The 24281-nt window shown below is 65.5% G+C and carries 24 protein-coding genes; 9 read left to right on the top strand and 15 right to left on the bottom strand.

What is annotated here, in order from left to right; all coding sequences use genetic code 11:
- Positions 1-6: 6 nt before the first annotated feature.
- From ON44_RS28990 to ON44_RS28945, 10 genes are read right to left on the bottom strand one after another with little or no spacing between them, the layout of a single operon-like run.
- Positions 7-297: a gas vesicle protein K gene (locus ON44_RS28990; RefSeq protein WP_040695647.1), complete on the bottom strand. Its 291-nt coding sequence runs from the start codon at positions 295-297 to the stop codon at positions 7-9.
- On the bottom strand, positions 294-527 hold the full coding sequence (locus tag ON44_RS28985; RefSeq protein WP_051182560.1) for a gas vesicle protein: 234 nt from the start codon (positions 525-527) through the stop codon (positions 294-296). The genes ON44_RS28990 and ON44_RS28985 overlap by 4 nt, the downstream gene beginning before the upstream one ends.
- The gene (locus tag ON44_RS28980; RefSeq protein WP_040695646.1) at positions 524-1318 is read right to left on the bottom strand and encodes a GvpL/GvpF family gas vesicle protein; all 795 of its coding nucleotides are present in this window, start codon (positions 1316-1318) and stop codon (positions 524-526) included. The genes ON44_RS28985 and ON44_RS28980 overlap by 4 nt, the downstream gene beginning before the upstream one ends.
- A complete protein-coding gene (gene gvpJ, locus ON44_RS28975; RefSeq protein ID WP_040695644.1) occupies positions 1311-1703 on the bottom strand; it encodes a gas vesicle protein GvpJ in 393 nt (130 codons plus the stop codon). The genes ON44_RS28980 and gvpJ (ON44_RS28975) overlap by 8 nt, the downstream gene beginning before the upstream one ends.
- Positions 1700-2026 (bottom strand): gas vesicle protein GvpO, encoded by a 327-nt coding sequence (gene gvpO / locus ON44_RS28970; protein WP_051182559.1) that lies wholly within the window; start codon positions 2024-2026, stop codon positions 1700-1702. Before gvpO ends, gvpJ (ON44_RS28975) begins: the two co-directional genes overlap by 4 nt.
- 14 nt (positions 2027-2040) lie before the next feature.
- On the bottom strand, positions 2041-2298 hold the full coding sequence (locus ON44_RS28965; RefSeq protein WP_040695643.1) for a gas vesicle protein GvpG: 258 nt from the start codon (positions 2296-2298) through the stop codon (positions 2041-2043).
- A 3-nt stretch (positions 2299-2301) separates the two neighbouring features.
- Positions 2302-3060 (bottom strand): GvpL/GvpF family gas vesicle protein, encoded by a 759-nt coding sequence (locus ON44_RS28960; RefSeq protein WP_051182558.1) that lies wholly within the window; start codon positions 3058-3060, stop codon positions 2302-2304.
- Complete coding sequence (gene gvpJ, locus ON44_RS28955; protein WP_051182557.1) at positions 3060-3464, bottom strand: gas vesicle protein GvpJ; 405 nt, start codon at positions 3462-3464, stop codon at positions 3060-3062. The genes ON44_RS28960 and gvpJ (ON44_RS28955) overlap by 1 nt, the downstream gene beginning before the upstream one ends.
- On the bottom strand, positions 3461-4681 hold the full coding sequence (locus tag ON44_RS28950) for an SRPBCC family protein (protein ID WP_083898211.1): 1221 nt from the start codon (positions 4679-4681) through the stop codon (positions 3461-3463). The genes gvpJ (ON44_RS28955) and ON44_RS28950 overlap by 4 nt, the downstream gene beginning before the upstream one ends.
- A 5-nt stretch (positions 4682-4686) precedes the next feature.
- Complete coding sequence (locus ON44_RS28945) at positions 4687-5304, bottom strand: hypothetical protein (protein ID WP_245567375.1); 618 nt, start codon at positions 5302-5304, stop codon at positions 4687-4689.
- 356 nt (positions 5305-5660) lie between these two features.
- On the opposite strand from ON44_RS28945, the gene ON44_RS53790 reads away from it, so the two are divergent.
- The 7 genes from ON44_RS53790 (at position 5661) to ON44_RS28905 (ending at position 13341) form a co-directional block, all read left to right on the top strand.
- A complete protein-coding gene (locus tag ON44_RS53790) occupies positions 5661-6068 on the top strand; it encodes a MarR family winged helix-turn-helix transcriptional regulator (RefSeq protein WP_218007652.1) in 408 nt (135 codons plus the stop codon).
- A 72-nt stretch (positions 6069-6140) separates the two neighbouring features.
- Positions 6141-7340 (top strand): PucR family transcriptional regulator, encoded by a 1200-nt coding sequence (locus ON44_RS28930; RefSeq protein ID WP_040695635.1) that lies wholly within the window; start codon positions 6141-6143, stop codon positions 7338-7340.
- 155 nt (positions 7341-7495) lie between these two features.
- Positions 7496-8950 carry a dihydrolipoyl dehydrogenase gene (gene lpdA, locus ON44_RS28925; RefSeq protein WP_040695633.1) on the top strand — a complete coding sequence of 485 codons (1455 nt, stop codon included), beginning with the start codon at positions 7496-7498 and terminating at the stop codon, positions 8948-8950.
- A gap of 9 nt (positions 8951-8959) precedes the next feature.
- Positions 8960-10027, top strand: coding sequence for a pyruvate dehydrogenase (acetyl-transferring) E1 component subunit alpha (gene pdhA / locus ON44_RS28920; RefSeq protein ID WP_245567374.1), 1068 nt, complete (start codon positions 8960-8962; stop codon positions 10025-10027).
- Between the two features lie 41 nt (positions 10028-10068).
- A complete protein-coding gene (locus tag ON44_RS28915) occupies positions 10069-11052 on the top strand; it encodes an alpha-ketoacid dehydrogenase subunit beta (RefSeq protein WP_218007650.1) in 984 nt (327 codons plus the stop codon).
- Between the two features lie 11 nt (positions 11053-11063).
- On the top strand, positions 11064-12338 hold the full coding sequence (locus tag ON44_RS28910) for a dihydrolipoamide acetyltransferase family protein (RefSeq protein WP_174415154.1): 1275 nt from the start codon (positions 11064-11066) through the stop codon (positions 12336-12338).
- A gap of 94 nt (positions 12339-12432) precedes the next feature.
- Positions 12433-13341, top strand: a complete 909-nt coding sequence (locus ON44_RS28905) for a bile acid:sodium symporter family protein (protein WP_040695628.1) — start codon at positions 12433-12435, stop codon at positions 13339-13341.
- On the opposite strand, the gene ON44_RS28900 is transcribed toward ON44_RS28905, so the two are convergent.
- The 4 genes from ON44_RS28900 to ON44_RS53525 all read right to left on the bottom strand — a co-directional run bounded on the left by ON44_RS28900 (position 13319) and on the right by ON44_RS53525 (position 16330).
- The gene (locus tag ON44_RS28900) at positions 13319-13750 is read right to left on the bottom strand and encodes a MarR family winged helix-turn-helix transcriptional regulator (protein WP_040695671.1); all 432 of its coding nucleotides are present in this window, start codon (positions 13748-13750) and stop codon (positions 13319-13321) included. The genes ON44_RS28905 and ON44_RS28900 overlap by 23 nt on opposite strands.
- A gap of 40 nt (positions 13751-13790) precedes the next feature.
- Positions 13791-15422 (bottom strand): MDR family MFS transporter, encoded by a 1632-nt coding sequence (locus tag ON44_RS28895; protein ID WP_245567373.1) that lies wholly within the window; start codon positions 15420-15422, stop codon positions 13791-13793.
- 143 nt (positions 15423-15565) lie between these two features.
- Positions 15566-16021: a hypothetical protein gene (locus ON44_RS28890; RefSeq protein WP_040695627.1), complete on the bottom strand. Its 456-nt coding sequence runs from the start codon at positions 16019-16021 to the stop codon at positions 15566-15568.
- A 183-nt stretch (positions 16022-16204) separates the two neighbouring features.
- Positions 16205-16330: a hypothetical protein gene (locus ON44_RS53525; RefSeq protein ID WP_281005303.1), complete on the bottom strand. Its 126-nt coding sequence runs from the start codon at positions 16328-16330 to the stop codon at positions 16205-16207.
- A 594-nt stretch (positions 16331-16924) separates the two neighbouring features.
- On the opposite strand from ON44_RS53525, the gene ON44_RS28880 reads away from it, so the two are divergent.
- On the top strand, positions 16925-18349 hold the full coding sequence (locus ON44_RS28880) for a CYTH and CHAD domain-containing protein (protein ID WP_040695668.1): 1425 nt from the start codon (positions 16925-16927) through the stop codon (positions 18347-18349).
- A gap of 37 nt (positions 18350-18386) precedes the next feature.
- On the opposite strand, the gene ON44_RS28875 is transcribed toward ON44_RS28880, so the two are convergent.
- Complete coding sequence (locus tag ON44_RS28875) at positions 18387-21671, bottom strand: protein kinase domain-containing protein (RefSeq protein WP_306306528.1); 3285 nt, start codon at positions 21669-21671, stop codon at positions 18387-18389.
- Between the two features lie 329 nt (positions 21672-22000).
- On the opposite strand from ON44_RS28875, the gene ON44_RS28865 reads away from it, so the two are divergent.
- A complete protein-coding gene (locus tag ON44_RS28865; RefSeq protein ID WP_051182554.1) occupies positions 22001-24256 on the top strand; it encodes a serine/threonine-protein kinase in 2256 nt (751 codons plus the stop codon).
- Positions 24257-24281: the final 25 nt, after the last annotated feature.

The following is a 24281-nucleotide window of genomic DNA, read 5'->3' as shown; positions in this document are numbered from 1 at the left end:
ACCCTCCTAGTCGGGAAGAAGCTTTCCCAAGGGACCCAGGTCGATGTTGAGATCTTCTGGGGTGAGGCCGAAATGGTCGCGCAGTTCGTCCATGCGTTGTTCGAGCAGCATCAGGGTGGTGCCGATGCGTTCGATCTGGGTCTCCGTCAGCTCGCCATCGTCCACGCGCCGCAGGGCCTGCCGTTCCATCAGTTGCCGCAGCAGCTCCACCAGTGTGAGCACAAGCGTGACCAGACCGCGCTCGACGGATTCGGGGTCGGTATCGATACGCGGTGGAATACCACCGATTTCGGTCATCTCGGGGGTGGTTCCAGTTCAGGGTGTGCCGCCGTGGACTCGACCGAGGACACGGACAGCGTACTGATGGATGAGATCAGGGCTCGCAGCGAGATCTCGACCAGGTCGACGTCCGCGATGGCCAGCCTGATGTCGCCGGATATGACTACGCCGCCGGCCAGCACTCGGTCCAACAGGTCGACGAGTGCGACCCGGCGCTCACCGTCGACGCTCTGGTCGGCGGGTTTCATATCGGCTCCTGGTCCACGCCGGCGAACGAATACGGCGGCCACGGACCGGTGATTTCGAGCCGGATGCCGGGCAATTCCTTGTCGAGTTCGTCCACGGCCGCGGCGAAGTCACCGGCGTGGTCGTCATCGACCAGGTAGGTGCCGTTGAGCACCATCCAGTCGCGGCGGCCGCTCAGCGCCGGATCCGTCGCCGCTTGACGACGTCCCGCGGCGGAGTGGCGAACCAAACGCGCATGTACCGCCTCGGCCCGCTCTGCCGCGTCGCGTTCCACGGTCTTCTGTGCGGACAGTTCCGCGCGGCGACGGGCCAGATAGGCCGTGCCCGTGCCCTTTTCGCTCCCCGTGCTCGCGGCCCTCGCATCGGCCACCGCGGCGGTGAGGGCGGCACGGTCGGTATAGGCCTTCACGCCCCACTCGGTGCGGCCGGTCACCAGCGTCAGCGCTGCGATGAAGTCCGCACGCCTGGTGTCGAGCAGCTCGCGCACCCGCTCGTCGTCGAGAAAGACCGTGGCCAGACGTAGCGGGACGGTCGGGCCGCGGCGCACCAGCGCTGACACCACGGCGTCGTGCGCCCGGGCCGTCGCCGCCAGCCAGTCCAGATCCTCCAAGTTCCGGTGTAGGGGCTGCTCCCCGAATACCGCGAGCGGCACCGATCCGACGAACGCCGCCAGCCCATCCGAGACCACAGCGCGTACCGGCTCGCCCGCCACACCGGTGATCGAACCAGGTCCCGCCGCGGCGTCCGTGGCGCGAGTGACCGCGTACAGCCAGACGCCGACCTCGTCAGTCACGCTCCCTCGATTCCTCGGGTTCACGGCGGCGTTCGATGGATTGGTGGCGCTTGCCTGCGGCCTCGAGTTCGGCGATTCGATCGCGCAATTCCCGGTTCTCCAGTTCGAGATCGTGATCCTGCCGCTCGAGCGTGTGGGCCTTGCTGTTGAGCCAGGGGTCGGTCTCCCACCAGTCGATGCCCACCGCCTTGGCCGTCTCCAAGGACGCGATGACCAGTCGCAGCTTGATCGTGAGCAGTTCGATATCGAGCAGATTCACTTGGATGTCGCCCGCGATCACCAAGCCCTTGTCGAGCACCCGTTCGAGGATGTCGGCGAGATTCGTCGACTGATGTCCGCCACCGTACGGCTGCGGTGCCGACGACTGGCCTCCGACCACCGTCATGATCGAGCTCTTCCGCCGATATCGGTGCTACCGCGGTAGTAGCGCCTGGTTCTGCGGTAGGCCAGCAGATTTCCGTCCAAATCGAGCTCGAGCTCGTAGAGCGCCAGCATGTCCCCCGATGAGGGGATGCGGCGATCCTCGAGCACCTCCATCTCGACCAGCCATCCGTCCTCGATCGGCTCCATGGAGGTGACTCCCTCCACATGCTTCGAGGTCAGTTCCACGAGGATCTCGATTGCCGCGGCCGAGGCCTGCGCCGCGGTGATGGGAGGCGGTTCGTCCGGCACCGCGTCGACATCCTCAGGGTTTTCCGGAGTGGTCATGCGTGCCACGCGAGTCACTCCTTCCGTTTGGTCGCCGTCGTGCCGTCCGAGGACGGGAGTGTGCGATCGAGGACGGCTTGCTGCGCTTGTTTCCGCTCTTCTTCGGACAGGCGACCGGCCGCGGCGGCCTCATCGATCTCCTCGAGGTCGCGCCGCACTGCCGCGGGACTTTGTAGCTGCTGCTCTACCTGGTCCTGGATCAGCTCGCCCAGCCAGATCACGCCGCGCACCGGTGCGAGGGGCAACGAAAAGATCGCTGAGACCAGACCCATGGTTCAGCTCTCGGGTGCCTGCTTGGTCACGAAGTCGTAGGCTGCCATCGGTCCGAGCAAGGTCAGTTCGACCCGGTCGTCCCAGTCCCTGGCGAGCCGGCGCAGCACATCCTCCAGATCGCCTTGCCGACTCACGTCGACCAGAACCGCGACGTGCACGGCGTCCTCCTCGTGGGTGGGCTGGCGTTGGTTGACGAGCGGGTCGAACTCCTCGAGTTCGGAAATCACCCTGCGGGTGTCCTCGGCGCGTTTGGCTTCGATCGCCTGGTTGATCATTTCCCCCAGTGCGATTCGGGCATCGCGGGTGGCGTCTTCGGGTTTGTCGTGGATCTCCTCGCGCAGCCGGGCGACTTCGGCGTTCTCGTCGACGAGTTCACGCAGGACGGCATTCTCGACGTAGCGCCCCTTGATCACGAACTGCGCACGCCCCTCCAGTTCCGCCAGCGCGGCACGGAATTCGTCCTCGTGTTCCCCGAGCAGCTCGTTCTCCACCGCCTCCGCATCGGTCATCACCGCGCCGAAGCGCAGCGGCAGCACCGGAACCACGGCCGCCGACTCGTCCAGCAGCTTGGCGTGTGCGGCGAGATCATCGGGATCGCCGAGCCGGCGATCGGTGGCGATGTCACTGACCAGCGCGGCGATCTCGCCGTGTCGCACCACTGCGACTTCGCCGGGGGGATCACCGACACCACTGGCATGCGGCTGCGCTTCCACATCGGCGGGGACGATTCCGTAGACGTATAGGGCGTGGCCGGTAGCCATTATTCCTCCCTGCGCCGCGAAGACCGGGGTGCTGTTCGGCGCTTGTCCTCGACGTCGTCGAGGAAGCCCTTCACCTTCTCACCTGCCGCCTCGAGCGCACCCTTGGTCTTGTGCTTGCTCGCGCCCTCGGTGACGTCGCCGACGATATCGGTCAAGCCCTTCGGTTCACTGGTGGAAATTTCGAGCCGGTTGACGGCCTCGGCAAAGCGTAGATACGTGTCGACGCTGGCCACGACGACGCGGGCGTCAATGGTCACCAATTCGATGCCGACCAACGACACGCGCGCGAACGCGTCGATGACCAGTCCTTTGTCGAGAATCGTGTCTACAACGTCGGCGAGGCTGGAGGAATTCGGGCGCGCCATCGTGCCGGCTCCGCCACCGCCTGCGGGTTCGATGGTCATGTTCGTGCTTTCCTCTCGCTCGACCGGCGGGCCGCTGTGGTGCGGCGCTGCGAGCCCGATCGACGGCGGGGCGGCGCGGGTGCGGTCTGCTCGTCCTCGTCTTGCTCGTCCTCGTCGTACTCGTCGGACTCGTCTTTCGGTTCCTCTTCGTCGGACTCGTCTTTTGGCTCCTCTTCGTCGGACTCGTCTTTCAGTTCCTCTTCGTCGGACTCGTCCTTCGGTTCCTCTTCTTCTCGATCTTCTTCGTCCGCAGTTTCGGCCTCGGCGTTCTCCTGTTCCTCGCGCCGTGCGGTCTCGTCGTCCTTGACGACTTTGCTGTCGTGGATCTCACCGTGCCAGCCCACGATGTCGTCGGGGTGCAGCACAGCCTCGGTCATGACGTGCCGCTCGAAGTGCTTGAGCTCCAAGCGGCATCGGCGACCGGCCGCGCGCCACAGGTTGGCTGTCTTCTCGAAGACGCCGTTGGGTTGGTACTCGAGCACCACGAGGATGCGGGTCAGATCCGGTGTGATCTCGTGAAAACTCACCGCGCCGTCGATGTAGCCCTTGGCGCCTGAAGAGCGCCAGACGATTCGCTCGAAAGGCACCTGCTCGAGGATCGTGGATTTCCAAGTCCGCCTGGACCAGAACACCTTGCCGGTCCAGGTGAGTTTCTCGTCGGCGACCTGCTCGACCTGCTCGACCTTCTTGGTGAACTTCGGAAAGTCCGCGAATTGGGTCCACTGGTCATAGACGAGGTCGATCGGAACTCCGAGATCGAGTTGCTCGACGATATTGGTCGGTTTCCGCTTCTTGCCGCCCCCCTTGCCCTTGCCGCCGGTCACCGACTCCTTGAGCGTTTCGAAGTTGCCGCGGACGGAGTGCTTCAGCTTTTCCATGCCCGCACTCATCGTCGCTCGCAGCGGCGAGGCGCCTTGGCTGAGTTTTTCCACTCCCGTTATCGCCGAAAGTAGATTTCCCCCACCGTCTTCAGCGTATTGATTCAGCCGGTCGGCGGCCTTCGATACCTTCCCCGAGAGCCCGGCAGCCGCGCGTTCGGCCAGGGTCGCGGTGAGATTCTGCACCGATTGCTGCAAGGGGCTGCTCGGGACGGCTTGTTGGGCCTTCCGCTGGATGGTCGATCCAGCCCCGGTCGCGGCTTTAGTGGCCCGGCTCGCGGAGTCGGCGGCCTTCTTGCCGACTCCGGTCGTCGCATCACGCAGTGTCTTGGCCGCCATCGGTTTCATCTCCTCGTGCGTCGCACGGGCGCTTCGTCGGCTTCGTCGGCATCGACACGACTACGGCGTCGGCGCGCCGAGGGTGTCTTACGCTCGGCGGAGCTGGGCGCACGGTCCGTGGTCCGGGTGCCCGTCCTTCGCCCGGCCGTACGCGTCCGGCGTGCCCGCGGCCGCGCGCTGGTCCGCTCGGCGTCCTCGTCCTCCTCGGCTCGGGCTCGGTCGGAATCGTCCTCGTCGTACTCGTCCTCGCCGCCTTCGTCGTCCTCGGCCGGTTCTTCCTCAGCGGCTTCTTCTTCGGCCAACTCGTCCTCGGGCCGTGCGTCCTCGGCCGAATCCGGCTCCCGCGACTCGCCTCGGTCCTCCAGTGCCTCGGGTTCCGCGCGCTGCTGCAACCGGGCGTTGAGCGCGTCGATGCGGTTGCTGGCCGCGGTGACCGCGGCGGACCGCACAGCGCCCACCAACTCACCCTTGACGGTATCGGTGATCTGGGTCAGCTCCTGCGACGATTTGAGCAACGATGTGCCCCGCTCGAGCAGTTCCGCAGGCATTCCCGACGACCGCCTCGACATCGCCGCCCCCGCCAGCGCCAACGCGAACCGCATCTTGCGCGTGCGCCCGAGCACGTACCCAATCCCCACCCCTATGGCAATTCTTCCTCCACCTTTCACGGCTCACTCCTTGCTCGCCTCGACACCCAAACGCATCAGCGAAGCCCGGGCGTCCGAGATACGACGCCCCAGAGTGGGGTAGATCGGGACGCAGAACATTTGGCAAACTTCAGCGTATTCCTGGTTACCGGATAGGTCCATGGCTGCGGCTGGCGAAAAGCGGTCGGACTTCGAGGTTCAGGGAACAGCCGTGAACAGTTCGTAGCTGTGGCCGTCGGGGTCGCGAACATATACCCCTCGCCCGCCAGCGAGGTGGTTGATCTCCCGATCCCAGCCGTTCCCGGGGCCGGAACCGTAATCGACAGCAGGCCATTTCGACAATCGGTGCAGCCCCTGACCGACACCGCGGCAGCCCCCGACCACGACCTGAGCCAGGTCCAGCACATCCAGGTCGTCGAAGCAGTCACGGCCGGGCTGCGGATTCCGACCAAGCCACCGTCTCGACCGTCGCCGATCAACTCGGCCTGGATCACTCCGGCGCCAGCCGCATGGTCCGCGATGCCGTCGCGGCCGGTTACCTCACCCGCGTCGACTCCGCCCATGACCGGCGACGAGTGGTCTTGAAACTCACCGACAACGGTCGAGACCTGCTCGCCGGATCCTGCGACTGGCAACGCCGATGCTTCGATCAACCAACCACGTCCTGGCACGAACGCGACCACCGCCAATCCGCCGCCTACCTGCAACGCCTCGCCGACGAGACAACCACCCACCCCTGAACCCGTCAACGAAATCTATTGGGACGGTGTCGCATATCGACGCCGCAACGGCACTGAGTAGCGTCGACTGGTATGGCTACACCCCAGCATCCGGTCGCCACAGCGGGTACGCGGAAGTTGGCCGCGGCCTGCCGGGCGGAGATTCCCGTGCTGACCCGGCGATTGCTGTCGGCGATTTTCACCGATAACCCGGAGTGGACTGATTACACCTCGGTGCCGCGCGAGGAGTTACGGGAAGGCTGTCGGCAATATCTGACCCGGATTTTGGATCTGCTCGGCGGGGCGGCGACCGATCCCGAACACGATGATGTGGCCGCTGCGATCGGCAGGCATCGCGCAGCACAAGCGGTGCCGTTGGAGGCGATGTTGCGCACATTCCGGCTCGGCGGCGGGATCGTGTGGGAGGCGTTGCTGGACAGGGCCGACGCGATCGACGCGAGAGAAGTCCGCGAAGCCGGTACCGCGATGTGGACGGTGATCGATGGGTTGTCCTCGTCGTTGGTCACCTCCTATCGCAATGCCGAACTCGAACAGGTGCGCCGCGACGAACGACGCAGGCATGCGCTGATCGAGGATCTGCTCGCCGGGCGTGCTCATGATGCGACCTTCGCCGCGCGGGTGGCGCGCGAGCTGAATCTGCCCGTCCAAGGTGCGTATCTGGTGGTCGCGGTCCGCGGCGGTGAGGGACGGCCGCTGCGCACGGGCGCCGAGGCCGCGTTGGGCGCGTTGGGGATTCGCTCGGTATGGCATGACCGGGTGGATGCCACGATCGGGCTCGTTTCACTGGCCCGTCACGACAGCGCGACCGTACTGGCTCATCTTCGTCCCCAGATACGCGGACTGGCCGGTGTTTCGCCCGCTGTCGCGGGACTCGCGGATGTCGATACCGCACATGCACTGGCTCTCGTAGCGATGCAGACAATGCCCTGGGAGGCAACGGGATTGGTCGCCTTGGACGAGCGCTATCCGGAGGCGCTGCTGGTCCGCTCCCCCGACCTGACCGAACTGCTGGTCACCCGAACCCTCGGCCCGGTGCTGGCGCTTCCGGTCAAAGAGCGCGACTCACTGCTGCAGACCCTTGCGGTGTGGCTGGCGGAGAACTGCTCGGCGGCCAATGCCGCGCCGCGTCTGCATTGCCACCGCAATACCGTGATCAACCGGCTGCAACGTATCTCGACGCTGCTCGATCGTCGGCTCGAGGGGCAACGCTCCTACCTGGAGCTGTCCCTGGCACTCGCGGCACTCCAACTCGGCGAGTCGAAGTACCGATAGGCACCCATGGAATTGGGCGCAGCGCCCATTTTCGAGACCGATTTCCTGGGCTTCGGAGTGATTGTTTGTGCGATTGGTGGTGACGAGACTCGTCGATGATGACTCGCGCCATACCAGTGCCGAGTCGAAATCGTTCGAGACGAGGAGCACCACGAGTGCCGGACTTCGATCTTCTGGTGGTCGGCGGCGGCCCCGGCGGCTATGTCGCCGCCATCCGCGCGGCCCAGCACGGCTTGACGGTCGCCCTGGTGGAGAAGGAACGGCCGGGCGGGGTCTGCCTGAATTGGGGCTGCATTCCAACCAAGGCCATGCTGCGATCCGCGGAGGTTTTCCAGACCCTCAGCACCGCAGCGGATTTCGGTGTCTATGCCGAGAACGTGCGCTACGACTTCGCCGCTGTGCGCCAGCGCAAGGACGGCATCGTCAAGGAACTCACCGACGGTGTCGCGGGTTTGCTCGCGGCCAACGGAGTGACGGTCATCGAGGGCCATGCCCGCTTCATCGATCCCACCACCGTCGAGGTGCACGAGGTGGGTCCCTCCCCCGTCGGCCCGCAGGGCCCGCGCTACGCCGCCGCCCCGACCACGCCGATCCGGCAGGTCAGTGCGCGCGATGTGATCATCGCGACCGGCTCGGTGCCCGCTCGGCTGCCGATTCCCGGCGCCGACCTGCCCGGGGTGATCACCTCCGACGGCGCGTTCGGGTTGACCGAGGTGCCGAAGCGGCTGGTGATCATCGGCGGCAGTGCGGTCGGCGCCGAATGGGCCAGCCTGTTCGCCACCTTCGGCGCCGAGGTCACGATCGTCGAAATGCAGGACCGGCTCGTTCCCGCGGAGGACACCGATATCGGGTCCGCGCTGGGCCGCTCCTTCAGCAAGCGCGGCATTTCGGTGCTCACCGGGTCAACGGTGAAATCCATTGCACAAGAGTCGAATCAGGCACTGCGAGTGACCGTCGACGGCCCGCGGGCGCGCGAGCTCGATGCCGACGTGGTACTGGTCGGTGTCGGGCGGCGTCCCAACACCGCCGACCTCGGCTTGGACATTGCCGCCATCGCCACCGACGACCGGGGATTCATCACCGTCGACGAGCAGTTGCGTACCGGTACCGCACACGTGTACGCCATCGGCGACGTCACCGGTCGGGCGCTGCTCGCCCACGTCGCCTCCCATCAAGGCCTCACCGCCGCCGACGTGATCGCCGGGCATCCGGCCCATATCGATTACACGGTGATCCCCGCCGCCACCTTCACCCATCCGGAGATCGCCAGCGTCGGACTCACCGAACCCGCCGCCCGCGCCGCCGGGCACGAGGTGATCACCGCGCGCTTCCCGTTCGCGGCCCTGGGTCGAGCCAAAACCTTCGGCGAGACCGAAGGATTCGTGAAAATCGTTGCCGGGCAACAGCATCAGGAAGTCCTCGGCGTGCACATCATCGGCCCCTCGGCCAGCGACCTGATCACCGAAGGCGCACTGGCGATTTCACTCGAGGCGACGCTCGACGAGCTGGCAGGCACCATCCACGCCCACCCGACCCTCGGCGAGATCGGCATGGAGGCGGCGCTGGCCGGCCTGGGACTGCCCGTACACATCGCGCCGCGCAAACGCTGAGGAGCCACCGTGACCACGACCACCGCACCCCGTAAAACCATGTCGAAGGCCGCGGCCCGTAAGGCATTCGCCGGTACCGATCCCGACACCTTGCGGGGCTACTTCCGCGACATGCTGTTCGTGCGCCGCTTCGAAGAGCGCACCGCGCAGGGCTACACCCAGGCCAAGATCGGCGGCTACTGCCATCTCAACCTCGGCGAGGAAGCCACCGTCGTCGGGCTCGCCGCGGCGATGCGCCCGACCGACTACCTGTTCACCAACTACCGCGAACATGGCTACGCGATCGCCAAAGGCATCGAACCCGGCCGGGTGATGGCCGAACTCTACGGCCGATCCACCGGCACCTCGAAGGGGTGGGGCGGCTCGATGCATATGTTCGACACCGCGACCCGACTGCTCGGCGGCTACGGCATCGTGGGCGGCCAATTGCCATTGGCCGTCGGCGCCGCACTGGCTATCGACTACCGTGGCGGCGACGATGTGGTGGTCTGCCAAATGGGTGACGGCACAACCAATATCGGGGCATTCCACGAATCGCTGAATATCGCGGCACTGTGGCATCTGCCCGTGGTATTCGTGGTGATCAACAACCAGACCGGCATGGGCACCACCGTCGAACAGTCCTCCGCCGAACCCGACCTGTACAAACGCGCCAGCGCGTACCGGATGCGCGGCGAACGAGTCGATGGGACGGACGTACTCGCGGTGCGGGATATCGCCTCCGAGCTGGTGGAGGCCGCCCGCCGGGAGGGAAAACCAGCCCTGCTCGAGGCCGTCAGCCACCGACTCAAGGGGCATTCGGTGGTCGACCCCGCGAAATACCGCAGCGCCGAAGCGGTTTCGATCGCACACGAATCCGATCCGGTCGCGCGGCTAGAGCGCGAGCTGATCGCCGCCGGTGTCCTCGACAAGGACACCGTCGCCGTCATCGAAGCCGAGGTGCGCGAAGGAGTCGATGCCGCCGTGGCCTTCGCCGACGCCAGCCCACACCCGGAGCCCACCAGCCTGTTCGACTACACCTATGCCACCCCGGTAGCCGGTGAATCCCGAAGGCTGCCGGCCGATCCGCTGTTCTGAAAACACTTCCCGCAACCGCTGAGGACACCACCGTGCCTGTCATGACCTATCGCGAAGCGCTGCGCGAAACCCTGCGCGAGGAGATGCGTCGCGATGACGACGTCCTGCTCATCGGGGAAGAGATCGGCATCTTCGAAGGCTCCTACAAGATCACCGCCGGACTGCTCGCCGAATTCGGTGAGAAACGGGTGCGCGATACCCCGATCGCCGAAGAGGGATTCGTCGGCGCGGCCATCGGCGCCGCGATGCTCGGCCTGCGCCCCGTCGTGGAACTCATGACGATCAACTTCTCGCTGCTGGCGCTGGACCAGATCGTCAACCACGCCGCCAAGATCTACGGCATGTTCGGCGGACAGACCAGCGTGCCGATGGTCATCCGCACTCCCGGTGGCGGCGGCCAGCAACTGGGTGCCACCCACTCGCAGAACATCGAGCTGTATTACGCGTTCGTGCCCGGACTGAAGGTTGTCGCCCCCAGCACTCCGGCCGACGCGCGGGCACTGCTGCGCGCCGCGATCGAGGACGACGACCCGGTGCTGTTCCTGGAGAACCTCGCCCTCTACAACACCAAAGGCGAAGTGCCCGAGGATCTTCCGCCCGTCCCGATCGGCAAGGCAGCGATCACGCGTCCGGGCACCGACATCACCCTCATCGGCTACTCGCGCATGGCGACGATCGCCACCCAGGTCGCCGAACGCCTGGCCACCGAGGGGATCTCGGCCGAGGTCATCGACCTGCGCAGCCTGCGCCCCTTGGACCGCGACACCATTGTCAGCTCGGTACGCAAGACCGGCTGCGCGGTGGTCGCCGAAGACGACTGGCTCACCTACGGCATCGGCGCGGAAATCGCTGCCTCCATCTCCGATGGCGCCTTCGACTACCTCGACGCTCCGGTCCGCCGAGTCGCCGCCGCGGAAGTGCCGCTGCCCTACGCCAAAACTCTCGAGCAGATCGCGCTGCCGTCCGCCGAATCCCTTTACACCGCCGCCGCGGAAACACTCGCGGCCGTCGGCCGACGCCGCTGAGAGGACTTCACATGCCCGACATCATCATGCCCCGCCTGTCCGACACCATGGAGGAAGGCGTCGTCGTCGCCTGGCTCAAACAGGTCGGCGACAAGATCAGCCGCGGCGATATCCTCGCCGAAATCGAAACCGACAAAGCCCTCATGGAACTCGAAGCCTACGAGGACGGCATCCTCGAACAGATTCTGTTCGAACCGGGCTCGCGCGTCCCGATCGGCAATACAATCGCGCTGATCGGCGACGGAACCGGGGCCGCAGCGGCCGGCTCTGCCGGACCGAACGCCGCTGCCGCCGAAAGTGGTGCGGCATCGAGTGATACGGCGAAGGGCCAGGCGGCCGATCCGCCGGGAAGTGTTGGTACACAGCATAATCCGATCGACACATCGGGAACTGTTTCCGCGGCCACGGAGACCGGAACTCACAAGAAATCCTCACCACTGGCCCGCAAGATCGCCCGCGAACTCGACGTCGACCTCGCCACCGTAACCGGCACCGGCCCCGGCGGACGGGTCACTCGCAACGATGTCGAATCCGCTTACCGCGCTGTCGAATCCACTCCCACTGCGCCGCCGGTAGCATCCGTGACCCCCTCAGGTGACTACGACGAGATCCCGCTCAGCACCATCCAGCAGGTCTCGGCCAAACGCCTCACCGAGAGCAAACAGCAGGCCCCGCACATCTACTTGACCAGTGCAATCGACGTCACCGACCTGCTGGCCTTCCGCGCCGAGATCAATCGCACCCTCGAACAAGCAGGCAAAACCAAGGTCAGCGTCAACGACCTGCTCGTCAAAGCGGTCGCCACCGCACTGCGCACCGACCCCGCCGTCAACGTCTCCATCGCCGACGACAAACTCCTGCGGCACCGCGGAATTCACCTCGGCATCGCCGTCGCCACCCCCGCTGGGCTCCTCGTCCCGGTCGTCCGCGACGCCGACCGCAAGAGCGTCTCCGAAATCGCCACCGAAACCCGCGACAAAGCCGAACGCGCCCGCGACCGCAAACTCCGCGCCGACGAAATGAGCGGCGGCACCTTCACCATCTCCAACCTCGGCATGTTCGGCATCGAACAATTCACCGCCGTCATCAACCCGCCAGAATCCGCCATCCTCGCCGTCGGCGCGGCCAAAGACGAACTACGCCTCGACAACTCCCAGGTCGTCACCCGCAGTATCCTGCGCGTCACCCTCTCCGCCGACCACCGCGCAATCGACGGCGCAACCGCCGCACGGTTCCTCCAGCAGTTGACCGAACTCCTCGAACACCCCTTGCGCATCATCACCTGACCGGCCCTTCTCGCTGAGCGGAAGGACCAGACCACCTCACCGCCCCGGCCGGATACCGTTTCCGCGTCCACTCCAACGCGACGAAGGAACGCCGGTGAACTCACCGCTCGTATCATTGGCTCTGCCACTGGCTTTGGCCGTGATCATGTTCGGACTGGGACTTTCGCTCAGCGTCGACGATTTCACCCGGATCGCGCGCCAACCCAGGACGGTCGCTATCGCGCTGGCGTGTCAATTGCTCGTGCTGCCGGCAATCGCGTTCGGGCTGGTCCTGCTCTTCGATCTACCGCCAACCCTCGCCGTCGGCATGCTGCTGCTCGCGTCGTCGCCGGGCGGTACCACGGCCAACCTGCTCAGTCACCTGTTCGGCGGCGATGTCGCACTCAACGTATCCCTCACGGCCGTCAATTCGATCATCGCGGTCGTCACCGCACCCTTGATCACGAACTTCGCGATCGACTACTTCGAACCCGAAGCCGGTGCGAGCGGACTGGGCTTGCAGTTCGGCAAGGTGATCCAGGTGTTCGCGATGATCCTGATCCCGGTCATCGTCGGCATGCTGGTGCGGCGGCTATCCACCGACTTCGCCGATCGGATGAACCGGCCGGTGCGCATCGGCTCGGCGCTGACCCTAGTACTCGTCATCACCGCAAGCGTGATCAGCGGTGCCGCTGACCTGCCGGGATATCTCCTCGACGTCGGCGCGGTCACCTTTGTCTTCTGCCTGCTCAGCTTGACTGTGGGCTACTTCGTCCCCCGATGGCTCGGCGTCGACATCCGCCAGGCGATAGCCTGCTCGATGGAGATCGGTATCCACAACAGTGCCATCGCCATCACCATCGCCATCAGCGTTCTCGACAGCACCGAAATAAGTGTGCCCGCAGGGGTTTACGGCGGCATCATGCTTCCGGTCGCGGGCGCTGTCGGTTGGTTCGTCACCCGGCGACACGCCGCGGTGCGGACCGAAGCGGGTGCCGGTCTCAGTCGCCGAATTCGGCATTGAGGCGGTGCAGGAGTTCGGCGAGTGTTGCCAGGTCGGATTCAGGCCAGCTCGACAGTCGATCGTGCAGCACTCGGCGGCGGGCGGCACGGGTCGCGTCCAACCGCTCTTTGCCGAGCGCGGTCAGTGCGAGTAGCTGGGCGCGACCGTCGTCCGGATCGGGTTGCCGGTCGATCAGTCCGAGTTCCTCGAGTGCCGAAAGTTGGCGTCCGGTAGTGGCTTTCCCGATACGGAAGTAGCCGGCCAGGTCGCTGGGACGGCTGGGGCCGATGGCGTCGAGCCGCATGAGGAAGGCGTAGGCGGCGGGTTCGAGACCGGGATGGACGCGTTCCGCGGACTCGAACGAGGTCCTGCGGCTGCGCCGCAGCGCCACAATGAGCTGCTCCTCGATCTCGTCGATCGTATCGTTCACCGTCTTACCCACCTCCACAGCACCGCGTGAAGCATACGGGTTACTCAGGAGTGCCGACTTTACCCTCGGTCCGCGACCCAGCCGTTTCGGCTACGGGGTCCGGGGCAACTGTGGTGCGCAGCGGGACCTCTCGGATGAACAGGACAGCGATCAGCGCGACCACCGCCAGCGGCGCGGTGCAGAGGAAAGCATCAGCGACGCCGTGTCCATAGGCGTCTTCCACTACCGAGCGGACCGGGGCCGACAGCGCGGACAAGCTCGGCAGGCTGCTACCCGAATGAACGCCACTGCCGGGGATTCCCAGCCGGGCCAAACCCGTTTCGGTGTAGTGGGTGATGCTGTTCGCCATGACCGCACCCAGTGCGGCAACACCGATCGCGCCGCCGAGCGATCGCATGAACGCGACAGTCGCGCTGGCCGCGCCGATCTCGTGGATGCGCACTTGATTCTGTACGGCGAGTACCAAGTTCTGCATGGTCATGCCGACTCCGGCGCCGACGCAGAACATGTAGACGGCCAGCAGTCCGTAGGGTGTGTCGGCGCGGGCGGTGCCCAATGAGGTGACACCGACCACCATGAGCACACTGCCGATGACCAGGACCAACTTCCAGCGACCGGTCCGGGAGATCAGCCGCCCCGACACGATCGACACGATGGCCAGGCCGAAGATCATCGGCAGGGTGAGCAGGCCTGCCGCGGTCGGTGACGCATCCCGGGCGAGTTGAAAGTACTGGCTGAGGAAGGTGGTGCCGGCGTACATGGCCACACCCGCGACCAAGGACCCCACGACGGCCAGCACGATGGTGCGATTGCCGAACAGGTACAGCGGGATGATCGGCTCGCTCGTCTTCGACTCCGTCAGCAGCAACAGCGCGACCAAAACCACTGTGCCACCGATCATCACGCCGGTCTGCCACGACAACCAGGCGTACTTGTCGCCGGCGAACGAGATCCAGATCAGCAGCAACGAGGTGGCGGCGGCCACGAGCAGCGCTCCGAGCCAGTCCACTGACGTCTGCCGTTTGACCATCGGCAGATGCATCGTCTTCTGGAGTACGACCAATGCGACCGCCGCGATCGGGATGCCGATGAAGAAGCACCACCGCCAGCCCAGCCAGGAAGTATCCACAATGGCACCGCCCACGAGCGGTCCCACGACGGTGCCGACGGCGAAGAGACCGCTCATGTAACCGCCGTAGCGACCGCGTTCGCGGGGCGAGACCATGACCGCCATGATGGTCTGGGTCAGCGCCGTCATGCCGCCTGCGCCGACTCCCTGAATCGTCCGCGCCGCGATCAGCTGTCCCGCGTTGGCAGCCAGACCCGCGATGATCGAGCCCACGACGAAAATGACCAGGCTTATCTGCACGAGAAGTTTCTTGTCGACCAGATCCGACAGTTTCCCCCAGATCGGCGTGGTCACCGTCATCGCGAGCAGGGTCGCGGTGATCACCCAGCTGTAGGCGGTCTGGCCCGCATGCAGCTCGGAGATGATCGTGGGCAGCGCGTTCGCCACGATGGTCGAGGACAGGATCGCGACGAACATGCCGGTCAGCAGTCCGGTCAGCGTTTCCATGATCTGACGGTGTGTCATCGGAGCGCCGGGCTCGGCGTGCTTGTTCAGGTCCGGCGCGGAGTTCACCTGGTCGGCGTCCTGCAAATTCTGCGACAAGGCAGGCCTCACTCTCTCGTGGCGCTAGTGCACGCGGCACCGGATTGCCCGCTGAGTGGACCTCACCGCGGACCCCGTCGATAGTTGCTCGGGGCTACCATATCAGATTAGTTGCCCAAGGCAACTAGTCGAAGACGGGACGGCTACGACAGAAGACGTCCAGCCGCGTCGACGACAGGCGTTTCGGCAGCCGCACGCCCGGAGAAATTGTCCGCACCGTGCAGCCAAGGTTTGGTTGCGCTCAAGAAGATCGAGGTGTTGAGGACCACCAGCAGCAGACACAGCGGCGGAACCGCACCCATGATGGCTTTGGCGGTCAGCGAAAGCTCGCCGGGATCCGTTGCGTTGAACGCGTTTCCGAGGACGCCCGCGGCCACACCGCTCAGCAGGAGAACCCCGAAGTACAGTCGGATGATTCCAGTCCGATACGGCAACGTTCCGACCATCACGTAGCAGTACGCGATCTGAAAGACCGTGAGGCCCACCACGATCGGCCACAGCCACGCGATGGTCGATGGCGTTCCGGCCAACCGTGCCAGATGATGTGCGAACGCAAAGGATGCGACCGCCGCCACTGCAATCAGGACCGAGGCGGACACGACAGCGACTCTGTTGACCGAGAGCCGCTCAGTCCATGGGTTCATCCGTTTCCTCCGAGTTGAGAAAGCTCGAGAATGATTGGAATTCGTCGCCGCCGACATCAAACATGCAGCCAGGCAATAACTAACGATGGCGGCCGTGACCGACGCGTTGCCGCCCCGGTCGTGATGAATAGATCGAGATCAGATGGGGCAGTGGGTAATCCAGGTTTGTTGGATTTTCACTGCCGCTGCCGCCGCGCGGGTCTGGCGTAGTTCGGCGCGCGGTTCGGCAACTTCGGCAACACGAGCGACGATCGCACTGGTCACGACGGGCCCCTCCGGGTCTTGTCTCTCCTCGGTGCAGCTTTGGCTCGCCCAGTATGCCCTCTGTATCACACCGACACGCGGAATACCGACATTCGCCGGCTACCGAACTGGATCACGATCCATACCGTAGGTTGCGGCCTCGTGGCTCTGATAGCCTGGCCCGCAACCTATTCGGATGTTCGATCAGGACGTTCTGGCGAGTTCTCAGACCGAAGCACAACTGCCGCAACAGATTTCGCGGACCGGCGAAGTCGGCTCGCCCGTGAAGCCGCCCAGCTCCAGCATCGCGATATCACCCCGACCGTCCCCGATTTCCGGTGTTCGACGCAGGCCCGGGCACCGCGCCGCGCAATGATGGTCGCCGCGCGGGAGTTGTCCGAAAGCGACGGGTTCCGGTCGAGGACAGTGGCCGCGGTCGCCGACCGGGCAGGCGATGCTCACCGAGCCCGACGTGCGCGGCAAGATCGAGATGTTCATCCACGGGTCCGGCGCGGCGGCAAGCGCGGTTGAGACCGGTCGAATACACGACGAGATCGGTCTCGACGAGGGCGACGTCGGCTGTTTCAGGTGTGGTGGGCCGGGAACGCCCAATTCATGGAGGAAGTACTGGAACGTGAAAGCAAATGGGAGGTCGACGAGGTCTTTTCTCTTCCGGCATTGGACAACCTCGTCTCCGACAGTCGTATCGAAACGACGTCGGTCGAATTGACCAGCACCTATTTCGATACCCCCGAGCGAGATCTGCTCGCTCACAATCTCACCCTGCGCCGCCGGGAAGGTGCCGACGAATCCGGCTGGCAGTTGAAAGTTCCCCATCCGAACGGTCGCACCGAATTGCATGCCCCGCTCTCGGAGGAACTGCCGCCCGAGTTCGTCGAGGTAGTCATCGGCGCGGCGCTGGGTAAACCACTGCACGCGGTCACCACGATTCACACGCTGCGGAATCGCCACCGCGTACTCGGGCCGGACGGCGAATTGATAGTCGAAGTCGACGACGACATCGTCGATACGACACCGGCTGAGGGAAGTTCCGTCGCCTGGCACGAGATCGAGGTCGAACTCGGCCCACGGATCGACGCTGTACCCGAGGCGCTGATGGACAGTCTCGCCGAGGCGGGCGCACGCAGGTCGGAATTCCCCTCCAAGCTCTCGCACGTGCTGCCCGCGCAGCCCGGGCCGGTCACCGACACTGCGGCGGAGCGCGCCATCTATGAGTACATGACCGCGCAGATCGACATGATCTTCGCCGGTGACGTCGCTTTGCGCCGCGGCCAGGAACCGATCCACGACACCCGCGTCGCGACGCGGCGCCTGCGCAGCACCCTGCGCGTGTTCGGAAAGCTGTTGGACCGCTCCGCCATCGGTGCTGTCGAGGACGAATTGAAGTGGTATGCGGGGTTGCTCGGCGATGTGCGCGACTGCCACGTCCAACATCGTCGTCTGGCCGACCAGGTGCACAAGCTGCCGCCCGAACTCGTCCTCGGCCCGGTCGCCGCGCGCATCGACGCGACGATTCTGGCCCAACAGGTGCCCAGCCGCAACGCACTCACCGAGGCCATGGACTCGACTCGCTACCTGGAATTGCTCGCGACCCTGCATGCCTGGCAATCGCACCCGCCGTTCGACAGGCGACTTCGCAGACGTGAACTCGTGCAGCGGGCTCGCAAAGCCGCCCGCAAAGCCGATCACCGGCTCGCGACCGCCCTGCACGACCAACGACAGGCGTCATTGCACCGCGCCCGCAAGGCCGCCAAACGAGCCCGCTACGCCGCCGAACTACTCGAGCCCGCGGGAAAATACCCGCGCGCGAAGCCGAACATCAAGTACTACAAGAAGATTCAAAGCGTACTCGGCGACTACAACGACGGAATCGTATCTTCACGATTCCTGTGGCGCACCGCTACGACCGCGGGCACAGCAGGGGGCGAGAACGGCTTCACCTTCGGCCTGCTGTACGCAAACGAAATGCACGCCGCCGATGATGCCCGGCGTAAGGCCTCCAAAATCGCCACGGGGTAGCAAGCGGCAGGAGCGCGGGTCCAGCTGGCCTGTGCGGTCACGAAGTCTCTTGCCGGCCTTGGTCCACGATCCAGGCAGCGATCTGTGCGCGGGAGGTGAATCCGAGTTTGCTCAGGATGTGTTCGACATGCCCGTCCGCGGTGCGTTGCGAGATCACCAGTTTCGCCGCGATCTGCTTATTGGTGAGTCCCTGGGCCACAAGGTCTGCGACCTGCTGCTCGCGTTTGGTCAATGTCAGTTCCGAAGCTCGCGGGCTGGCGGTTATCGGCTCTCCCAGTGCGTAGGCGACTGCGGCGTCTATTCCCATGGCTTGGCCGCGCCGGAATGCCGCATCGAATCCTCGGTCACCGAGCGCACGACGCGCCGTGCGCTCACATTCGTCGTGAAATCTGGATAGCTCCGGGAAAAAAATCGACAAGCCGGCGGAGGCCCGCAACAGATTTTCCACGGCGCCCAGCAGAACGGCCGCGCGCTCACCATCGCGATCGGCGGCGATCCAGGCCAGCCCCTCGAGATCGACGGCCGTGACGAGAGGGCTGCGCGCGGACCGGCTGACTCGCAGCGATTCCTGCAGCAACTGGAGTGCGTGGGACCGCTCGCCCTGCTGCCATACGGCAATGCCCTTCGCCCCCAGGGCGGCCGAGCGAAACAACGATTCGCCACACGCTTCGGTGATGGAAACAATTTGATCGTGATACTCGATCGCCCGCCGTTTATCCCCCTGCAGAGCATGTGCCCAACCGAGCAACACCAACGTAGCGATATAGAGGTGTACCCGCTGGTTCGAGCGGAACACTTCGACGGCACGCTCGAGGCAGGAGATCGCGCGAGCAGGTTCATTTCCATACAGCGCCACGGTGCCCTCGGCCTTGGCGATCAGCGCCTGGTTCAAGGGAATGGGATCCTGTTCGGCCAGTGCGTGCCCTTCGTCCAGTAAGGCACCTGCTGACTGAAAGTCCCGCTGCATCGCGGCTGCGTTACTGGCGTCATGAAGCGCCCTGACACGGTCGGGTATCGACCGTGCGGCGGGGTTGGCAAGGGCGCGGCCGAGCCAGCGTCTGGCCTCCCCCCACAGGCCCCGAAAGCCCCAGAACACAGTAGCCAACACGGCCGAAATGCGTAGCCCAGCCGCGCCCGACTCCGCGCTGTCCTCGGACGTGCAGAACTCGAGCGCGTCCAGAAGGTTGGGTTGCTCGCGGTCGAGCCGGGCCATCCAGTAGGGCTGCCGATCGCTGATCCAGTCGGCCTCGGCATCCAGCGCCAGCCGCTCGTACCAGTCGCGGTGCCGTCGACGCAGATCGTGGTATTCGCCGGACTCTCGCAGCTTCTCCCGACCGTAGTCGCGAATCGTCTCGAGCATCCGGAAGCGCACGGCGTCCTCCAGCGTCTCCCGGTTTACGATCGACTTGTCTACCAGTGAGGACAACGCATCCAACAAACTCTCGAGCTCCAGGTCCGCACCGCACACCTGTTCGGCGGCGTCGAGTTCGAAGCCGCCGGTGAACACCGATAATCGGGCCCACAGCCGCTGCTCGTCCGGTGTGCACAATTGGTAGCTCCAGTCGATGCACCAGCGCAGCGTCTGTTGCCGCTTCGGCGCGGTGCGACTACTGCGGGTCAGCAGCGCGTACCGGTCGCTGAGCCGCGCCAGGATCTGCTCGGGCGACATGGCGCGCATCCGCGCCGCGGCGAGTTCGATCGCCAGCGGCAACCCGTCCAGCCGGGAACAGATACCGGCCACGGCGGCCTTGTTGTCGTCGGTGAGTTCGAAGCCCGGCACAACCGCCGCGGCACGCTCGGCGAACAACGTCAACGCGTCGTATCTGGGCAGTCCCCGCAGCGTCGGCGCACCGTCGTCACCTGGAACGGTCAGCGGCAGCACCCGCAGCACCGCTTCCCCGGCGATGTCCAGCGGCTCGCGGCTGGTGACCAGAATCCGCAGACTCGGACACGCCAGCAACAACGTTTCGACCAGCTCCGCCAACGCCTCCACAACCTGCTCGCCATTGTCCACAACGAGCAACGCTTCCCGGGAACCCAGGAACTCGACCAGCACGTGCTGCATCGGTCGGGCCGAATCGTCCCGCAGGCCCAGAGTGGACGCCACGACGCCGATCAGCAGTGCCGGGTCGCGCACGTCGCCCAGCTCGATCACCCACACCCCTTCGGCGAAATCGCGTCGAGCGTTCGACGCTGCCCGCAACGCCAGCCGGGTCTTGCCCACACCACCGATCCCCGCCAACGTCACCAACCGCGACACCGACAGCAGAGCCTTGATCTCCGCCACCTCGGCGCGGCGGTCGACGAAACTGGTCAACTCCAGCGGCAGCTCACCGGTGCTGCCGCGACCCTCTGTTGGCTGCGGCGTAGCCCATGCCTGCGACGCAGGCGTGTGCTCGCTGTTCGGTGTCCGCAGCGCCATCTCGCCCACCTGATATCCGTGACGGCGCTGTACCTGCCGGATGGCCTCACCTATCCCAGTCGCCGACGGCCGCCGCTGCGGATCCCGGCTCATCGCCGATTCCACCACCGCCGACAAGTCATCAGGAATACCGCTATCCCGCAGATCCGGCACCGGCTGGCTGGTGATCCGCAAAAACTGGGCCACCACCTGCTCACCGCTACGACGCTCGAACGCGGCATGCCCGGTCAGCGCGCAGAACAAGGTCGCACCCAGCCCATAGACATCCGCCGCTGGTGTCGCGGCCTCGCCACCGAGCACCTCCGGGGCGGTGAACGCCGGGGACCCGGTCAAGATGCCCGTCGCCGTCTGGAATCCGCCGGACATGCGCGCGATACCGAAATCGGTCAACGCCGGCTCCCCGTAATCGGTCAGCAGAATATTGCCCGGCTTCACATCCCGATGCACGATCCCGAGCCGATGCGCGCTCTCGAGCGCACCCGCGATCTTCACCCCGATCCACAACACCGTCTCCACCGGCACCCGGCCCTGCCGGCGAACCCACGCATCCAACGAATCCAACGGGTGATACGGCATCACCAGATACGGATGGCCGCTCGCGGTGACACCGACCTGCAGCACCGTGACGATATTCGGATGCCCGGTCAGTCGGCCCATCGCCTGCTGCTCGCGGAAGAACCGCTCCCGATTGTCTTCGTCCAGCTCATCGGTCAGCACCTTCACCGCAACCGTGCGGTCCAGCGCCACCTGCGTACAGCGATACACCACACCGAAACCACCGCGGCCGATCTCCGCGGCATCCTCGAACCCCGACGCACTCAACTCCATCGCGACGGGCATGCTCACGTCACGTTGGGTCCGCGGCGGATCATCGCCGACCATCAGCGGCGTGCGATCCACTCGGCATGTGCACCGAAACCGGGCACCATCTGCTCACCCTTCCGACAATGCCCAGCGTATCGCCAACAAAGGTGAACGGCCCGCAGGTCCGCGTCGCGACTTCCCGCGGGTTCGCCGAGACCGACGGTTCGAATATCGGTCGGTCGACCGTTGGCGGTCGAAGCGGTTGCGAGAATCAGGGCGGCCGAGGCCTGGTTCACCAAATGACGTCGGGGGTGGACAAATGGACACAAGGGCGAAAGGCTGTTGGTGAAGTGCCAGCTACTCGCCGGAGGGATCCGATCCTCTCGGTGCGGGGGCCGGGCTCGACCACTTCGAAGCGAGCGACGATGGATCACAACCTCGGAGCGAGCACACCCGGCGCCGGTGTCGCCCGCGCGACAGCAACGCAGACCGCGTTGACGACTCTGGTTGCCCAGTTCGCCGGGGACTGGAAAGCATCGAGTGAACCGCCCGATTTGTCGGCGCACCTGCCCGTCGAGCCCGCGCTGCGGCGGACCACGTTGATCGAGCTGATCAAAGTGGATCTGCACGAACGGTGGCAGCGCAGCGACGACGCGCTGCGCCTTGCCGACTATCGCGAGCAGTTCCCGGAATTGGGCACTGCCCCATTGCCGCCGGATCTCATCTACGAGGAGATCAGTGCCCGCAGCTGTCGCAACGACGTCGACCTCACCGAGTACGAGCACGACTATCCGACCCAAATGGCCCGCATCACAGAGACTTTCGACGTCGGCGGTCTGCGCAGCACGCTGCTGGCCGACCCCAGGGCGCTCGATGCCCTCGAGGCCATCGGTACGGGCGCCTCGGTCGACGATTTCGATCTGCTGCTGCCGCTGGGCCGCGGCGCCTTCGCGCGCGTATTCCTGGCCCGGCAGCGATCGATGGGCCGGCTGGTGGCAGTGAAGATCTCCCGCGACCGCGGCACCGAACCGCAGACGCTGGCCCAGCTCGACCACGACTACATCGTCCGCGTCTTCGACCAGCGTCAGCTCGCCGAACAGCATCTCAAGCTGATGTACATGCAGTACGTGCCCGGCGGCACCCTGCTCGGCGTGCTGCGGCAGCTGCACAGCACCCCACCGGTACGACGCAGCGGCAAGCTGCTGCTGCAGGCCATCGACGCCGCCACCACGAGCGGCGGTGTGCTCGAGCCGCAGCACTCGCCCGCGCGCGCGGAACTGGAACAGCTCACCTGGCCGGAAACCGTAGCCTGGTTGGGCGCCCGGCTGGCCACCGCGCTCGATTACGCCAATCGCCACGGTGTGCTGCACCGCGACATCAAACCGGCAAATGTGCTGCTGACCGCCGACGGCCAGCCCAAACTGGCCGACTTCAACATCAGCTTCAGCCGCCACCTGCCCGGCGCGAACCCCGTCGCCTACTTCGGCGGCTCCCTGGCCTACATGTCCCCCGAACAACTCGAGGCCTGCCACCCCACCCTGGCCACCACTGCCGCCGATCTCGATACCCGCAGCGACCTCTACTCGCTGGCTGTGGTCCTGTGGGAACTACTCACCGGACGGCGACCGTTCGACGACGGCTTCGGAGCAGGCGAATCCGAGCAATCGTTGCAGGCAATGGTCGATCGACGCCGCCGGATCGGCGATGCGAACCTGGAGGCCGACCTGCCCCCGGACTGCCCGGCCCTACTGCGTCATGCACTACTCACCTGCCTTGCGCCCGACCCCGCCGATCGCTACCCCGGCGGCGCCGAACTGGCCCAGCAGCTGGAATTGAGCCAGGACCGGGCCGCCCGCGACCTGGTCGACCCGCCCGCACACAGCCTGCGAGCACGGCTGCGCATGCGGCCGATCCCGGTGGTGATTCCGGCAAGCATGTTCGGCCAGGTCGCGGCGGGACTGTACCTGTCGGCGCACAACGTCCGCCTGATCCAACTCCAACTGGGCTCCGAGGCGGCCGGGCGGCTGACCCACCTCGGGTACGTGGTGATCGCGATCTCCTATCCGGTCGCCATCGCCGGCCTGCTGTACTGGTGCCGCAACGTCTTTCTGGTACCCGACGGCCTGCGCCGGGGCAAACAATTCGACGAGGCCACCCTCGCCCGGGCGCGCGCCGACACCCTGGCCTGCGGCGACCGAATCGCGGTAGTCGCGTTTATCGGATGGATCCTGGCCATGGGTATCTTCGCGGTGAAGCTGCTGTCGCTGGGGCCGATACCTGGCGGGCTGCTCGCGAATCTGATTGCCTCGAGCCTCGTCGCGGCCGCAGTGGCGGTCGTGTACACGTACTTTCCGGCCACCTTTTTCGTCTTGCGCTGGTACTACCCGGGTTTGGTCGCCGCCGGTCACATCTCCCCCGACGACGCCCCTCGGCTGCATCGGCTGATCCGGCGCAGCCGCGTGTATCTCGGTGTGGCAGCATCGGTTCCGCTGATCGGCGTGTCGTTGGGGCTGATATTCCTGACTCCGCATCAGCAGCACACGGTGATCGGCTCGATAGTAGCCCTCTGTATCGGTGGGCTCATCGCGTTCGCCGTCGCCCTGCGCACCTTCTACGCCCTGCAATCGGATCTGGCGGCCCTCGAGCGCATCGTGAACCCGCATTACCGTACCCACACCTGACCGCTGAACGACCTGCCATTGATCG

Origin of the sequence: Nocardia vinacea NBRC 16497, assembly GCF_000308835.1 — a bacterium.
GTDB classification, from domain to species: domain Bacteria; phylum Actinomycetota; class Actinomycetes; order Mycobacteriales; family Mycobacteriaceae; genus Nocardia; species Nocardia vinacea.
The sequence above is the reverse complement of the archived record's forward strand: the minus strand, read 5'-3'. Positions and strand labels throughout refer to the sequence as shown.